This window comes from Bradyrhizobium sp. 149, assembly GCF_023073915.1.
Classification (GTDB): domain Bacteria; phylum Pseudomonadota; class Alphaproteobacteria; order Rhizobiales; family Xanthobacteraceae; genus Bradyrhizobium.
Map to the genome: position 1 here is coordinate 300,384 of NZ_JADPKK010000023.1, position 15,392 is coordinate 315,775.

Sequence of the window (15,392 nt, forward strand, 5' to 3'; positions counted from 1 at the left end):
CCCCATTCCCGCGCTCACCAGACCACCGGATGCGCGTCGCCGGTCTGAACGTTGATGAAACCGAGCGGCGCCTGCTCGCAGGGCGCAACCAGCACCCAGCTCCAGGGCGCGCAGGTCAGCGTCGCGAACATCAGCCGTTCCGGAAATCCGGGATACCAGCGCGGCCGGAAGGTCGGTTCATACATCCAGTCCACCTTGCGGCCCTCCGCATAGAGCGCCTGCATTTCGGCATCGAGCGCCTGCGCCGAACGACAGCTCATCAATCCGCCAACCTCGAACTGCACGGTGGCGACGAGCTCGCCTTCGCGCACCAGCGCCCATCCGCCCTGACGCTCGACCAGTGCGTTGACGGCCTTGGCCATCGCGGCGTCGGACGAGCCGACCACCCAGATGTTGTGCTTGTCGTGCGCGACCGAGCAGGCGACCGCAGTGTCCGGCGTGCGCGGCCCGCAGCCCCGCCAGAACATTTTTGCAACCCGGCCGTCGCCGGAGAAGCGATCGACGATGGCAAACTTGGTGATGGCCTGGCTCTCATCGCGCTGCACGGCGCCGTCACGGACCGGCAATTCGAGGGTGTAGAACTCCGGATGCCAATGGAACGGGCGGATCACGGCGGCTTTCATCGTGGTGCGGCCGGGTTCGGCCAGCAGCTCGAAGTCCTTCGGCTGGATCTTGCGCTTGATATTCACCGTCCTGATCGCCCAATCGGGCCAGGAGATTTCGGGGACCGTCCCCAGGTAACGTTCGCCTTCGGACACCTGCGCGCCGTCGGCCCAAACCTCGGCGATGGTCAGCTTGGCGACGTCCGAGAGCAGCACGACATCGCCAAAACGTCCCGGAGCGAGGCTGCCGACGAACGGCGTGATGCGCATGTGCCGCGCTGGATTGATGGTCAGACATTGAATCGCGACTTCCGGCGCGAGGCCGGCTTCGATCGCGACCCGCGCGTTGTGATCGCTGGCGCCGAGCTCGAGCGTATGGCTGGCGCTGCGGTCGTCGGTGGTGAAAGCGATCTGCGACCAATCCTGCAAGCCCTTGGCGAGCAGCCAAGCGACGATCTCGGGCATGGCGTAGACACGCAACTCGATGAAGAGGCCACGCGTCAGCTTGTCCCAAGTCTCCTCCGGCGTCTGCACTTCATGGTCGGAGGCGAGCCCGGCCGCGGCAAAGGCGTTGATGGATGGCAAGTCCCGCAGGCCGGAGGCATGGCCTTCGACGACGCCGCGAGCCGCGAACGTGGCCTCGATCATGCCCCAGAGCCGCTTGTAGGACGGATTGTCAGGATTCCAGACCGCCGGCCAGTCCATGACTTCGTCGAGACCGGTGACCATGAGGCTCTCGCTCATGAAGCGCGCCTGCTCGTCGTGACCGTACCAACCGCCGCCCCACTCATAGGCCGTGGGTGGCACCGCCGATCCGGGTTGCGGAAAGATTTTCAGCGGCGATCCGCGACGGCGCGCCTCGAACCAAAATTCAAGATTGCGTGCGCCGTTGACATTGGAGAATTCGTGGCTCGCCTCGCACGTCCAGGTATTGCCATGCGGAAGCACCAACGCGGCCTCCCATTCCGGCGTCAGATGCGAGCTTTCGATATGCTTGTGCACTTCGCCGAAGCCGGGAACGGCTGCAAGGTCCGGGCGATGCACGCGTTCGCGGACCTCGCCCAGATAACTCCCGGTCGGCCCGACCCACGCGATCCGACGGCCCTTGAACACGATCTCCTGATCTTCACTCCAGGTGCGACTGTGCACGTCAAGCACCCGGCCGACCCGCAAGCTCCGGTCGGCCGGGCGGCGGCCGAGCGCCGTCAGCACTAGGTCCTGACGGATGCGAACTTCGTCGGGCGCGTTGATCAGGAGATCGTCGGGTATCGCGTTCATGGCCTTGCCTCACACTGCGCCGGTAGTCTCGCGGGCCGTGGTTCGCTTTCGCGGCGATTTGCCGGCGTTGCTGCGTCCCGCGGCAGCATCGCGCCGCCGGAGATCCTTCAAAAGGGTCGTAAGCGCCCACTCGATCGCGTCGGCAATCTCGGCGCTGGACATGCCAAAATCCTCACGCATCGCATTCCAGGCCAGCACATTGTTGAGATAAGATGCGAGGGCCTCCGCCTGGCGGACCTCCTTCGCGGGGAGATGCCGCACCAGCGGCGCCATCGCCTTGTGATGCTGGTCGATCAGGTGCCGTCGGAAGCCGGCGCGCACCCGGCGGCCCGCTCGCGTCATCGCAATGGCGCGCGCCAGATGCGGATGGCGATCGAACCGCTTGCACAGCTTGCGGAAGATATCGGGTAGCTCGTCGGGTGACGTGAAGGGAATATAGCCGAAGACATTGTCTTCGATCCATTCACCGGCCGCCGCAAACAGCTCCGCGCGAGTCTTGAAGTGCCGATAGATGGTTCGCTCAGCCACCTTCGCGCGCTTCGCCACGGCGGCCATGGAGATGTCGTCAGCCGCATCATCCTCCAACGTCTCGACAAAAGCCGCGACGATGCGCTGCCGCGTCATCTCGGCATATTCGTCGCGAAGGCTGGCGATATGTCTCTTCGCTGTACTCATGTCATAAGTCTGACATCGAGCGGATTGGAGGCGCAAGCCGAGAGTTGAGGCACGGGGCGCCGCAAGAATGGGCGTCATCCGCCTCTCTGGACGCCCACAGTCCGCGCGCGACCGACTTTCGCCCGTCGCCTGAAAATTGGACTTTTGCGCGCCGCCAAAATCGGATTTGCTCTGCTGAGAACTGCGCGCAACGGCGCCGCGCGGACGGCAAGGGAGCTGATCATGAACGGGCTTGGCGGGCTGAATAAATCTCCCAAGGGCGTGGTTATCGGGCTCGTGCAGTTGCAACTGCCTAACGTCGTGACTCGGGCGGGCCTGACCAGGCAGACCGAACGCATCGTCTGGATGGTCGGCAAGGCGCGCCGCAATCTCTCAACCATGGATCTGGTGGTCTTCCCCGAATATTCCCTGCACGGCCTCTCGATGGACACCAATCCCGAGATCATGTGCCGGCCCGACGGGCCTGAGGTCGCGGCTTTCAAGAAGGCCTGCATCGACAACAAGATCTGGGGCTGCTTCTCCATCATGGAGTTCAACCCGCACGGCAACCCCTACAATTCCGGCCTGATCATCGACGACCACGGCGAGATCAAGCTTTATTACCGCAAGCTCCATCCCTGGATTCCGGTCGAGCCGTGGGAGCCGGGCGACCTCGGCATCCCCGTGATCGAAGGCCCGAACGGCGCAAAAATCGCGCTGATTATCTGCCATGACGGCATGTTTCCGGAGATGGCGCGCGAATGTGCCTACAAGGGCGCGGAGATCATGATCCGCACCGCCGGCTACACTGCACCGATTCGCGACGCATGGCGCTTCACCAACCAGGCCAACTCGTTCCACAACCTAATGGTCACGGCGAACGTCTGCATGTGCGGCTCCGACGGCTCGTTCGATTCCATGGGCGAAGGCATGATCGTGAATTTCGACGGCAGCGTGCTTGCGCATGGCACCACAGGCCGTGCCGACGAGATCATCACTGCCGAGGTACGGCCCGACCTCGTGCGCGAGGCCCGCATCAATTGGGGGGTCGAGAACAACATCTACCAGCTCTGGCACCGCGGCTATGTCGCGGTGAAGGGCGGCGCGATGGACTGCCCCTACACCTTCATGCAGGACATGGTCGCGGGCACCTACCGGCTCCCATGGGAAGACCAGGTCAAGGTCACCGACGGCACCTCCTGCGGCTTCCCGGCGCCGACCCGGATGTTCGGCAGGACAGCGAACGCGGCCGAATAGGCGATTTTCAGCGAAAACCGCGACAATCTGGCACGCTAGTTGCTCCTTTCGACGATCGAGACGTCGTCAAAACGGGGGAGTCACCCATGTCAACCATTGCCGCGGCCCCGGCCGCCGAGCCAAAACCGCTCTATACATCGCTGTTCGTCCAGGTCCTGGCCGCGCTGATCCTCGGCATCCTCCTCGGCGTGGCCGTGCCGGATTTTGCCATCTCCCTCAAGATCCTCAGCGACGCCTTCCTGAAGCTGATCTCGATGATCGTGGCCCCCATCGTATTCTGCGTCGTCGTGCACGGCATTGCCAGCGCGGGCGACCTCAAGAAGGTCGGCCGGGTCGGCGTCAAGGCGCTGGTCTATTTCGAGGTGATGACCACAGTCGCGCTCGTGGTAGGTCTCATCCTGGCCTACACGTTCGGGCCCGGCCATGGCATGAACATCGATCCCTCGACACTCGATGCCAAGGCGCTCAACACCTACGCCGACAACGCGCACAAGCTGCAGGGCGGCGGTATCGGCTCCTTCCTGCTCAACGTGATCCCGAGCACCTCGTTCGATGCGCTCTCGCGCAACGACGTGCTCCAGGTCCTCTTCTTCGCCGTGCTGTTCGGCGTCGGCCTGGCGCTGGTCGGCGGCGAGAAGGGCAAGCTCGTGACCTCCATCATCGATGCCGCCTCCACCGTGCTGTTCCGTGTCATGGGGCTTATCGTGCGCGTTGCTCCACTTGGCGTGCTCGGCGCGGTCGCCTACACCGTCGGCAAATACGGCGTCGGCTCGCTCAAGCAGCTCGTCTCACTGGTGGCGCTATTCTACGTCTCGGTCGGTATCTTCGTGCTGGGCGTGCTCGGCGGCGTCATGGCGCTCGCCGGCATCAACATCCTCAAATTTCTCGCCTACCTGCGCGAGGAGCTGACCATCGTGCTCGCGACCGCCTCCTCCGACGCCGTGCTGCCCCAGATCATGAAAAAGCTGGAGCGGATGGGCGTGAAGGATTCCGTGGTCGGCCTCGTCATCCCGACCGGCTATTCCTTCAACCTCGACGCCTTCTCGATCTACCTGACGCTTGCGGTCGTCTTCATCGCGCAGGCGACCAACACGCCGCTGTCCTTCGGCGATCTGCTGCTGGTGCTCGGCGTGTCCCTGATCACCTCGAAGGGCGCGCATGGCGTGCCGGGCTCGGCGATCGTGATCCTGGCGGCGACACTCAACGCGGTGCCGAGCATTCCGGCGATCGGCCTCGTGCTGGTGCTGTCGGTCGACTGGTTCATCGGCATGGCCCGCGCGCTCGGCAACCTCACGGGCAATTGCGTTGCGACCGTGGTGGTCGCCGCATGGGAAGGCGACCTCGACCGCGCCAAGGCGGCCAAGGTGCTCGATGGCGGCGAGCTTGTGGACGTGACGGCGGGGTAGCGCCGATCAGTCATTCCACTGGAGGAGCGGCGTTCCATACGCCCTCCTCCTGACGGACAGGAAACGCGGAAACCAGGAGTGGGCCACGGCGCCCTTGTAGGCCCAGGTGCGGTATTTCAGGTCCTGCTCCGAGATCAATTCCTGATAGCCGCCGTGGACTTCGGTTGCAGTGCGGATGTCCGTCAATATTCCTTGCGCACAGGCGCGATAGGTATCGCTCCCCGAGAAGTCATCATAGTCCAGCGTGCGATCTGCGAACTCGACGTTGAAGGTCGGCCAGGAGGAACGTCCCTGGTAGGCGGGAGCCGCGATCTTGTGGATTATCTTGTTCCGCGGATTATCCGTGGACACCAGGAAGTGGAACGTGCCGGGAATGCGAAAGCGTGGCTCCGCAATGATCAGATCCGCCGTGGCCGCGAACAGAGCGCGCTCGCTTTCCTGGTTCAGATTCCAGAAGCCGCGATGCACGCTGACGAAATCCAGCGCGACCGAGGACACCGGCGACCCCGTGGGGCCATCCAGGGAATGCTGATATAGCCGGCCTTGCCGAACAGGCGGAGCAGGTCCCTCTTGTACTGCGCCAGGTCGCGTCCGAGCAGCCGCTTCAGCTCGTTCTCGTCGACGATACCGAGCTGCACGCCCCAGGCGAACGTCCTGTAGACGCAGGCATTGGTGACGAAACGCCTGCGCTCGGCGCGCGTGTCTGTTGCCGCGGAGCGACGGACGCTGGCGTCGCACAGCAAATACGCCGTCATCATTGAAAGGTTCGAGCTCGCTTGCGAGCTGGAGGATGGCGCGCTTCAGGTCACCGCAATATTCGGCCAGCAGCAGGCGGCCGGCATGCGCGCATGGGATGGAAAAGAGATGTCGCTGTTCATAGGCGCCGTCTGATGGTGTCTCGTGGTCCGGAGCGAGGCCGCCACCGTCTTGACCTGCCTGATTCGTGTCTCTATCCCATGACTTGCGAGACCGACTTACCCTTCGCGCGGCCGAAAATTCTCGATCAGCCGCAACAATACCCGCGCGCCGGCGTCGGCATCGGCGAGTTCGACATGCTCGTCCGGGTGATGGCTGATGCCGCCGCGGCAACGGACGAAGATCATGCCGACATCGGCAATGTCGATCATGGCCATACCGTCATGCCCCGCCCCGCTTGGCAGCTCGAACACGGAAAAGCCCTCCGCTCCGATCGCCTGCGCGATCTGCTCCTTGAGCCAGGGCGCGCAAGGCGCGGTGCGGTTCTCGTGGGTAACGTCGAGCTGAAGCGTCAGTTGGCGGCGCTTTGCGATGGCTTCGATCTGCCTGACGACATCGGCGACCGCGCGCTTGCGGTGCATGTCCGTCGGCGCGCGCATGTCGATGGTGAAGGACACCTCGCCCGGAATGACGTTGGTCGCGCCGGGCCTCGCCTGGATGTAGCCGACGGTGCCGACCAGCCCACCCTCATCGGTGCGGCAAAACTGCTCAATCGCGCCGATGCATTCGGCCGCGCCCACCAACGCATCGCGCCGAAGCTCCATCGGCACGGTGCCCGCGTGCCCCGCCATGCCGGTCAGCCGCGCGGCAAGCCGTGTCGCACCCGCAATCGCGGTGACCACGCCGACGGGCAGGTTTTGCGCTTCCAGCACCGGCCCTTGCTCGATGTGCAGCTCGATATAGGCGAGCAGTTCGCGCCGGGCCCGCGCGGCCGCGCCGATATGATCGGCGTCGAGCCCGAATTGCACGAGCGCATCGCGCATGGACACGCCATCGCGGTCGCGTGTGTTCAGGACCCTCTCGTCAAAGGTACCGGCCACCGCGCGGCTGCCGAGCAAGGTCGAGGCGAAGCGCACGCCCTCCTCATCCGCAAAGCCGACGATTTCGATCGCGAACGGCAGGCGCTTGCCGCGGCGGTTGAGATCGGCGACGCAGGCGATCGCCGTGATCACGCCCAGCGGCCCGTCCCATTTGCCGGCATCGCGCACGGTGTCGTAGTGCGAGCCAAGCATCAGGCAAGGCGCGCCCGGCCGCTCGCCTTCGTAGCGCCCGCAGACATTGCCGATCGCGTCGAGATGCGCACTCATGCCGGCATCACGCATCCAGCTCAGGATGAGGTCCGCGGCCTTACGCAGCTCGCCGGTCAGATAGATGCGGGTGAGCTTGTCGCCTTCTTCCGAGATCGCCCCGAGTTCGTTGATCCATCGCACGATCTCTTCGCCGAGCGGTACATTCTGAACGGCGCTACGAGCAGCCATCTCTGCGAGCTTTCCATCTCTTGGGACCGCGGCAGCGGCGGTCCTAGCGGGCAATCGATACAAGTTCGGTGCCAGCGAAAATCGCGCTGCCGACGCCGTCCCAATCAGCGCGTGGTTAGCATGAATGCGGGCCGCCAACAGACCGCCTAGTCCTCGTCATGCACACGCCCAAGCCGGTTAAGATTGCTCAACTCCATTGCATACAATCACAAAATACTGCCTAGAATTTCATCTGCCGATTTCCTGATCAAGTTCGGGGCGTGATGAATATTTCTTCCCTTTCAATACGTTAGGCGGAATTTCTGTCGCGGCGACCTCTGGCACGAAGCTTGCGACAATCTATCCGGGCTCCGCCAGACCGGCGAAGCGCGAGATGAGGCGGTGCATCCGCCAAGGGGAGCAAGCAATGGAATTTGGCAGGATCTCACGACGTCATTTGTTGCAGGGCGGTGCGGCCCTCACCCTCGGCGCGGCGGCCGGCGCCCGCCCGTCCTTTGCCGCCGAGACAACCATCGGCTTCATCTATGTCGGCTCACGCGACGACTACGGCTACAACCAGGCGCATGCGCAGGGCGCGGCCGCGCTGAAGAAGATTCCCGGCCTCAAAGTCGTGGAAGAAGAGAAAGTGCCGGAGACCGACGCAGTCGAGAAGACCATCGAGTCCATGATTAATCTCGACGGTGCCACCCTGCTCTTCCCGACCTCGTTCGGTTACTACAATCCGCACATGGTCAAGATGGCCAACAAGTTCCCGAAGCTCCATTTCGAGCACTGCGGAGGCCTCTGGAGCGACAAGGATCCGAAAAACGCCGGCAGCTATTTCGGCTATATCGACGAGGCGCAATACATCTCCGGCATCGTCGCCGGCTACACCTCCAAGAGCGGCAAGCTCGGCTTCGTCGCGGCGAAACCGATCCCGCAGGTGCTGCGCAACATCAACGCATTCGCGCTCGGTGCCAGGCTTGCCAATCCCAAGGCCACCACGCAGGTCATCTTCACCGGTGACTGGTCGATGCCGGTCAAGGAAGCCGAGGCCACCAACAGCCTGATCGACCAGGGCGTCGACGTGCTGACCTGCCACGTCGACGGTCCGAAGACCATGGTCGAGAACGCCGCGCGCCGGGGCGCCATGGTGTGCGGTTATCACGTCAACCAGTCGCCGCTCGCGCCGAAGGCGTATCTCACGGGAGCCGAGTGGAACTGGGAAGCGCTCTACCCCAAGTTCGTCAAGATGATCGCCGCCGGCGAGAGCATCCCGAACTTCTATCGCGGCGGCCTCAAGGAAGAGATCGTGAAGACCTCGCCCTATGGCGAAGCGGTTTCCGCCGAGGCGCGCAAGCGCGCCGATGACGTCAAGGCCAAGTTCTTGTCCGCTGACGGCTATGCCATTTTCAAGGGAGGCCTGGTCGACAACAAGGGCAAGACGGTGATCGCGGCCGGCACCGATCGCGGCCAAAAGGATCCCGAGCTCGAGAAGATGGACTACCTCGTGGAGGGCGTGGTCGGGGCGACTTCGTGACGACGGAAGCTGCGGATCCTGTTGAAGCGGTCGGGACAATTGCCCCGGCCGCCGATTCCGGATTCCTCCAACGTCACGGCGGAACGATCGAATATGTCCTGATCCCGGGCGCGGCGCTGGCCGGCGCGCTTGGGGTCTTCGGCATCTTCGTCGCAATGTTCGGCAAGAACCCGCTCGACCTCTATTTCTACATGTACTACGGCGCGTTCGGCACCTGGTTCTCGTGGCAGAACACGCTGACGCGCGCGGCGCCGCTGGTCCTCACAGCACTCTGCACGGCGCTGCCCGCGCAGCTCGGCATGGTCATCATCGGCGGCGAAGGCGCACTCCTGATCGGCGCGCTATCGGCAACCAGCGCAGCACTGGTGCTTCAGGGCTTGCCGCCATTCATCGTGCAGATTGCCATGGTCATCGCCGGCGTGATCGGCGGCGGCCTATGGGTCATGCTTTCGGGCGCGCTGCGGCAATATCGCGGTGTCAACGAGACGATCTCGAGCCTGCTGCTCGTCTACATCGCACTCGCGGTTCTCAACCATCTCGTCGAAGGCGTGATGCGCGACCCCGCCAGCCTCAACAAGCCATCCACGCGCGAGATCGGCGCGGCCAACATGATCGGATCGATTCCCGGCACCGACGTGCATTGGGGCCTCGTGTTCGGCCTGATCGCCGCGATCGCCGCCTACATCCTGATCTATCACACCGTGTTCGGCTTCGCCGCGCGCGTTGCCGGCGGCAACATCCGCGCCGCGAAGATCGTCGGCCTCAATGTCAGCAAGCTGATCCTGACCATCTGCTTTCTCGCCGGCGGCGCCGCGGGGCTCGCCGGCATGGTCGAGGTCGCCGCGGTGCAGGGGCGCACCAATGCCAACCTCGCCGCGGGCTACGGCTTCACCGGCATTCTCGTCGCCTTCCTGGCGCGGCAAAATCCGCTCGCCATTATCCCCGTTGCGATCCTGCTCGGTGGCATCAGTGCCAGCGGCGGGCTGTTGCAGCGCCGCCTCGGATTGCCGGATGCATCGGTACTGGTGCTGCAAGGCATCATCTTCGTCTTCGTGCTGGCGAGCGATGTGCTCTACGGCCGCATCGGGTTTTTGAAGGGAAGGTCCTGAGATGGCAGACGGCTCGATCGGGCTCTGGACCGTTCCGCTCGCCGTGCTCGGCGGCGCCATTCGCGTCTCGACGCCGTTCCTGTTCGTGAGCCTCGGCGAATGCATCACCGAGCGCTCAGGCCGCATTAATCTCGGCCTCGAAGGCACGCTGGTGATGGGGGCAATGAGCGCCTACGGCATCTCCTACCTCACGGGATCGCCGTGGCTCGGTGTATTCGCTGCCGGCATCACCGGCGCGCTTCTGGGCGCACTGCATGCCGGCATCTGCTCGCTGCCGCGCGTTAACGACATTGCGGTCGGCATCGCCTTGATGCTGTTCGGCACCGGGCTCGCCTTCTATCTCGGCAAGCCGCTGATCGAACCGACCGCACCGCGATTGCCCGCGATCGATTTCGGCTGGTGGAGCGATATCCCGCAGCTTCGCGCCGCGCTCCGCATCAATGTGATGTTCCTGATCGGCGTGGCGCTGGCCCCGATCCTGTACTGGGCCTTCCGTACCACGCGCTGGGGTCTCCTCATCCGCACCGCCGGCGAAAGTTCGGATGCGGCGCGTGCGATGGGCTATTCGGTGCTGCTGATCCGCCTGCGCGCAACGATGGTCGGCGGCTTTCTCGCCGGTATCGGTGGCTCCTTCCTGTCGCTATTCTATCCCGGAAGCTGGAACGAGGGGCTGTCGTCGGGCCAAGGCATCACCGCCGTAGCGCTCGTGATCTTCGCGCGGTGGGACCCCTTGCTGTGTCTCTGGGCCTCGCTCGCCTTCGGCGGCGCCGCGGCACTGGGACCCGCGTTGCAATCGGTCGGCGTCACCTCCGGCTATCACCTCTTCAACGCCGCGCCCTACATCCTGACGCTGGCGATCATGATCATCACCTGCTCGCCGAAGCGCACGCTCACCGGAGCCCCGGCCGAATTGTCGATCACCCGCTAGGAAGCGAAATCATGCCCGAGCGCACCATCAAGTCCGAGCCCTATGCCTGGCCGTACAACGGCGATCTCCGCCCCGAAAACACCGCGCTCATCATCATCGACATGCAGACCGATTTCTGCGGCATCGGCGGTTATGTCGACAAGATGGGCTATGATCTCTCGCTGACTCGGGCGCCGATCGAGCCGATCAAGAAACTGCTGACGGCGATGCGCAAGCAGGGCTTTCACATCATCCATACCCGCGAAGGCCACCGCCCCGATCTCTCGGATTTGCCCGCCAACAAGCGCTGGCGTTCCCGGCAGATCGGCGCCGGCATCGGCGATCCCGGCCCGTGCGGCCGCATTCTGGTGCGCGGCGAGCCCGGGTGGGACATTATTCCGGAGCTGGCGCCGCTGCCCGGCGAACCCATCATCGACAAGCCCGGCAAGGGCTCGTTCTGCGCCACCGATCTGGAGCTGATCCTGCGCGTGCGCGGCATCGACAACATCGTTCTCACCGGGATCACCACCGACGTCTGCGTCCACACCACCATGCGCGAGGCCAACGACCGCGGCTTCGAATGCGTGCTGTTGCATGACTGCTGTGGTGCGACTGACAAGAGCAACCACGAGCACGCGCTGAAGATGATCAAGATGCAGGGCGGCGTGTTCGGCGCGGTCTCGACCTCCGAGGCCTTCATCGGAGCGATTTCGTGATCGTCGGCGAAGCGCCACCGCCATCGGGCGCCTTCGGCGTCGATGCCATTGCCATGACCATGCGTTTCGGTGATTTCCTGGCGCTGGACAACGTCGCGCTGAAAGTGCGGCCGGGTTCGTTCCATGCGCTGCTCGGCGAGAACGGCGCCGGCAAGTCGACCCTCGTCAAATGCATCATGGGCTATTATCACGCGACCGAGGGCGACATCCTCGTCGGGGAGCGCGAGCAGGCGATCGGCAATCCGAAGGACGCCCACGCACTCGGCCTCGGCATGGTCTACCAGCATTTCACGCTGGTGCCGGCGATGACGGTCGCCGAAAATCTGGTGCTGGCGCGCGATGACGTGCCGGCCGTGGTGAATTGGCCGAAAGAGATGAAGGAGCTCGAGGTCTTTCTCGCGCGCATGCCGTTCAAGGTACCACTCGCCGCAAAAGTCTCCGACATCTCCGCGGGCGAGCGGCAGAAGTGCGAGATCCTCAAGCAGCTCTACCTGAAGCGCCGCTTCCTGATCCTGGACGAGCCGACGTCGGTGCTGACGCCGGCGGAAGCCGACGAAGTACTCGGCATGCTCCGCGACATGGTCGTCAGGGGCGAGCTGACCATCCTGATGATTACGCACAAGTTCCGCGAGGTCATGGCCTTCGCCGACGACGTCACGATCCTGCGCCGCGGCAAGCTCGCCGGCGCCGGCAAGGTTTCCGAGCTGACGCCGGATGCGATGGCGCGCACCATGATCGGCGCCGAAGAGCTGACGGTACAACCGCCGCGCACCGGTGAGGCCGGCATGGCGAGGCTGGAGCTGGAGAAGGTGCGCGCACTCGACGACGCCGGCGCCATCGCCGTGCATGACGTCTCCCTCACCGTCCGTGCCGGCGAGATCGTCGGCATCGCCGGCGTCTCAGGCAACGGCCAGCGCCAGCTGGTCGAGGTGTTGGCCGGCCAGCGCGAAGCCGAGAGTGGCGAGATCCGCGTCGCTGGCGATCCCTATCGCGCCAGCCGCGAGGAGATGCGGCGGCACAAGATGTCGCTCCTGCCCGAGGAGCCGCTGAAGAACGCCTGCGTTGGCGGCATGAGTGTCGCCGACAACATCGCCTTCCGCGAGTTCGACCGCGCCCCGTTCGCCAGCGGCGGTTGGTGGCTCAACCGCGGCGCCTTTCGCGGCGACGCCAGGAAGAAGATCGCCCAGTACAAGATCAAGACCCGCACGCCGGAGACGCCGATCTCGGCACTGTCGGGCGGCAACGTCCAGCGCGCCGTGCTGGCCCGCGAGCTCGGCGGTGACGTCGAGGTGCTGATCGCAGCCAATCCCTGTTTTGGGCTCGATTTCGCAGCGGTGGCCCAGATCCATGCCGAGATCATGGCCGCGCGCAACCGCGGCGCCGCGGTGCTGCTGGTCAGCGAGGACCTCGACGAACTGCTTGAACTCTCTGATCGGCTGGTGGTGATGTTCCACGGCGAATTCGTGTATGAAGCACGGACCAGCGAGGCCGATCTCACCGTGATCGGCCGGCATATGGCGGGACATTGACCAGGGAAGAGTAATGAGCGGCGGATCCGGGCGCGACGAGCACTTCCTCCGTCTTTCCTTTGCGGTCGCCCGCCGTTCCCTCACCCATGGCAACCATCCCTTCGGCTGCATCGTCGTCGATGTCGAAGGCAAGGTGCTGATCGAGGCCGAGAACGGCTACATGCCGGATCATGACGGCACCGCGCATGCCGAACGTCTTGCGGCGACGCAGGCCTGCCGCACGCTCGGCCGCGAGGTGCTGGCGAAGGCCACGCTCTATTCCTCCGCCGAGCCCTGCGCGATGTGCGCCGGCGCAATCTACTGGGCCGGCATCGGCCGTGTCGTCTATGGCCTCAGCGAGCATCGCCTGCGCGGCATCACCGGCGATCATCCGGAGAACCCGACGCTCGACCTGCCCTGCCGAGAGGTCTTTGCCAGCGGCCAGCGGCCGACAGAGGTTGCGGGGCCGCTGCTCGAAGACGAGGCCGAAGCGCTGCACGACGGCGTGTGGACGAAGTAGGCGGCGCCCGGAGCGGACCTCGCCCGCGCTCGCGAGGGGCTGCCTGACGGCTAGGCCCCATCCCACAAACGGAGATGACGCCGCGGAGGTTTGACGCGGCGTCATCGTCGTTCACCTGAAGAGTGTCAGGTGTTTAGAACTTCACGGTAATACCGGAGTAGAGCGAGGACTCGGTGCAGGAGCCGGTGCTCACCTTGGCTCCACCGACCAGGGTGGTGCAGGCCACGGCGTTGTTGTGATCGAGGCCAAACTTGTTCTGCCAGTACCGATAGGCGACCCAGACGTCGACGAAGTGCGAGTACTTATCACCCCAAATCGCTTTCGAGGCATCGAGGGTCAGGCGGATCGGCTCGGAATTGAACTCGACCTTGGTGGGATAGACGCCGTTCACGACACTGGCGGGAAGCGGCTCGGTGTCGGTGCCCTTCTTGCCGTACCAGCCGGCGCGGCCGCTGATCGAGAAATACTGCATGTTCGGCGGCAGGAAGCCGAGATCCATGTAGTAGTTCGTTTCAACGGCCCAGGTCGGCTTGAACGACGTATTGCCATCGGCAATACACGGAGCGGACCAACCAGCGCCGCACTGAGAGAAGGAGTTGTGGTTGGCGAACTCCCAATACACCAGCGGCGCTACGTTGAAGTAGCCCTTGTAGGGAAGATCGAAGGCAAACTGCAGACCGGCGACAACGTCGCGCTTGGCGGCGCCGAAATACCGGTTCTCCGTGTTGGCATCCATGCCAATTTCGAACGAGATGTTATGCAGCGGGCCCTGAGTGAAGGCCTTGGTGTTGAAGATCTCGTTCCAGCCGAAGGTCGAGCGGAAAAGGCCATAGATTTCCGTCGCGCCGGCACAGCTTGTGGGCGTCGCCGCGAAGCCTGCAGCCGGCGACACGATTACGCCTGTGGCGGTACACGGGCCTGCCGGATCGTTGTGGTCCGACTTGAACATCGAGATGGTGAAGAAGTTGGTGCCGTAAGCCCAGGCATCGAAGTGGGTGAAGGAGTAGACCTGCTTCGTCGTCTTGGCGTTGATGACGCCGTTGGTGTTGGTGAACGCACCGGGCTGCGAGGCATTGAAGATGTAGGAGAAGGTGACGCGATCGTCGATCACCAGGAAGAACGGAAGGTCAGCAGCCTTCTTGGCGGCCTTGACCGGCAGATCTGCCGCCTGAGCCAAGCTACCGGTAGCGAGCGTAGCAAGTGACAGCGCCCCTGCTGCAATTGCCTTGAAACGAAACGACATCCTGAATACCCCCAAGTTTGGACACGTAAAAATGAACGTCCCTTGGGTGCGACACTTGCGCCGATCTCCCGGAGTGAGAAGCCTCAACTTGTTTCAAGGCATGCCGCTTGTTTGCGCATCGAGCGGCGTCTCGGAACATAATTGAAGAGCGTTTGCGTCTCGCGTCTCGCTGCGACCTGCAACGCGAGGCCGGTGATTGCCGAATATTCCCGTTTGATTTTGCTTGCCTTTCGCGTCGTGTGGGAGCGCCAACGTGATCTTCGGAGACGATCATCGTTACTGCACGGCAATGCATACGTGTGGTGGCACACCATTGCTCAACTTCGCGTCAAGCCCGCATCGCGGGTTCCGATTTGCTCGAACCGTCACAATTTTGCAACAGACATCGCACTGAAGCCGATCGCGGCTACCGTCAACGGAGATAGCTGGGGCGACCGTC

The 15,392-nt window shown here is 63.8% G+C and carries 12 protein-coding genes and 1 pseudogene; 8 read left to right on the plus strand and 5 right to left on the minus strand.

Annotated features, from left to right (window positions below; translation table 11 throughout):
• Positions 1 to 14 precede the first annotated feature (14 nt).
• Both IVA88_RS29195 and IVA88_RS29200 read right to left on the minus strand, forming a co-directional pair.
• Complete coding sequence (locus IVA88_RS29195) at positions 15 to 1,880, minus strand: adenine deaminase C-terminal domain-containing protein (protein WP_247500655.1); 1,866 nt, start codon at positions 1,878 to 1,880, stop codon at positions 15 to 17.
• A gap of 9 nt (positions 1,881 to 1,889) precedes the next feature.
• Positions 1,890 to 2,555, minus strand: coding sequence for a TetR family transcriptional regulator (locus IVA88_RS29200; protein WP_247500656.1), 666 nt, complete (start codon positions 2,553 to 2,555; stop codon positions 1,890 to 1,892).
• Between the two features lie 222 nt (positions 2,556 to 2,777).
• Between IVA88_RS29200 and IVA88_RS29205 the strand changes: the two genes are divergently transcribed.
• On the plus strand, positions 2,778 to 3,791 hold the full coding sequence (locus IVA88_RS29205; RefSeq protein WP_247500657.1) for a formamidase: 1,014 nt from the start codon (positions 2,778 to 2,780) through the stop codon (positions 3,789 to 3,791).
• Between the two features lie 86 nt (positions 3,792 to 3,877).
• Positions 3,878 to 5,197 (plus strand): dicarboxylate/amino acid:cation symporter, encoded by a 1,320-nt coding sequence (locus IVA88_RS29210; RefSeq protein ID WP_247500658.1) that lies wholly within the window; start codon positions 3,878 to 3,880, stop codon positions 5,195 to 5,197.
• A gap of 6 nt (positions 5,198 to 5,203) precedes the next feature.
• Here IVA88_RS29210 and IVA88_RS29215 read toward each other — a convergent pair.
• Positions 5,204 to 6,046 (minus strand): annotated as a pseudogene (locus tag IVA88_RS29215) (hypothetical protein); the annotation flags it as partial.
• Between the two features lie 125 nt (positions 6,047 to 6,171).
• Positions 6,172 to 7,431 (minus strand): allantoate amidohydrolase, encoded by a 1,260-nt coding sequence (locus IVA88_RS29220; protein ID WP_247500659.1) that lies wholly within the window; start codon positions 7,429 to 7,431, stop codon positions 6,172 to 6,174.
• Between the two features lie 406 nt (positions 7,432 to 7,837).
• On the opposite strand from IVA88_RS29220, the gene IVA88_RS29225 reads away from it, so the two are divergent.
• Genes IVA88_RS29225 through IVA88_RS29250 form a run of 6 tightly spaced genes read left to right on the plus strand, consistent with a single transcriptional unit; the run spans position 7,838 to position 13,710 of the window.
• Complete coding sequence (locus IVA88_RS29225) at positions 7,838 to 8,950, plus strand: BMP family ABC transporter substrate-binding protein (protein ID WP_247500660.1); 1,113 nt, start codon at positions 7,838 to 7,840, stop codon at positions 8,948 to 8,950.
• A complete protein-coding gene (locus tag IVA88_RS29230) occupies positions 8,947 to 10,059 on the plus strand; it encodes an ABC transporter permease (RefSeq protein WP_247500661.1) in 1,113 nt (370 codons plus the stop codon). Before IVA88_RS29225 ends, IVA88_RS29230 begins: the two co-directional genes overlap by 4 nt.
• A gap of 1 nt (position 10,060) precedes the next feature.
• Positions 10,061 to 10,987, plus strand: a complete 927-nt coding sequence (locus tag IVA88_RS29235; protein WP_247500662.1) for an ABC transporter permease — start codon at positions 10,061 to 10,063, stop codon at positions 10,985 to 10,987.
• An 11-nt stretch (positions 10,988 to 10,998) separates the two neighbouring features.
• Positions 10,999 to 11,682, plus strand: coding sequence for an isochorismatase family cysteine hydrolase (locus IVA88_RS29240; RefSeq protein ID WP_247500663.1), 684 nt, complete (start codon positions 10,999 to 11,001; stop codon positions 11,680 to 11,682).
• The gene (locus tag IVA88_RS29245) at positions 11,679 to 13,211 is read left to right on the plus strand and encodes an ABC transporter ATP-binding protein (protein WP_247500664.1); all 1,533 of its coding nucleotides are present in this window, start codon (positions 11,679 to 11,681) and stop codon (positions 13,209 to 13,211) included. The genes IVA88_RS29240 and IVA88_RS29245 overlap by 4 nt, the downstream gene beginning before the upstream one ends.
• 13 nt (positions 13,212 to 13,224) lie before the next feature.
• Positions 13,225 to 13,710 carry a nucleoside deaminase gene (locus IVA88_RS29250; protein WP_247500665.1) on the plus strand — a complete coding sequence of 162 codons (486 nt, stop codon included), beginning with the start codon at positions 13,225 to 13,227 and terminating at the stop codon, positions 13,708 to 13,710.
• 133 nt (positions 13,711 to 13,843) lie between these two features.
• Here the strand turns inward: IVA88_RS29250 and IVA88_RS29255 are convergent, their stop codons facing one another.
• Positions 13,844 to 14,953, minus strand: a complete 1,110-nt coding sequence (locus IVA88_RS29255; RefSeq protein ID WP_247500666.1) for a hypothetical protein — start codon at positions 14,951 to 14,953, stop codon at positions 13,844 to 13,846.
• Positions 14,954 to 15,392: the final 439 nt, after the last annotated feature.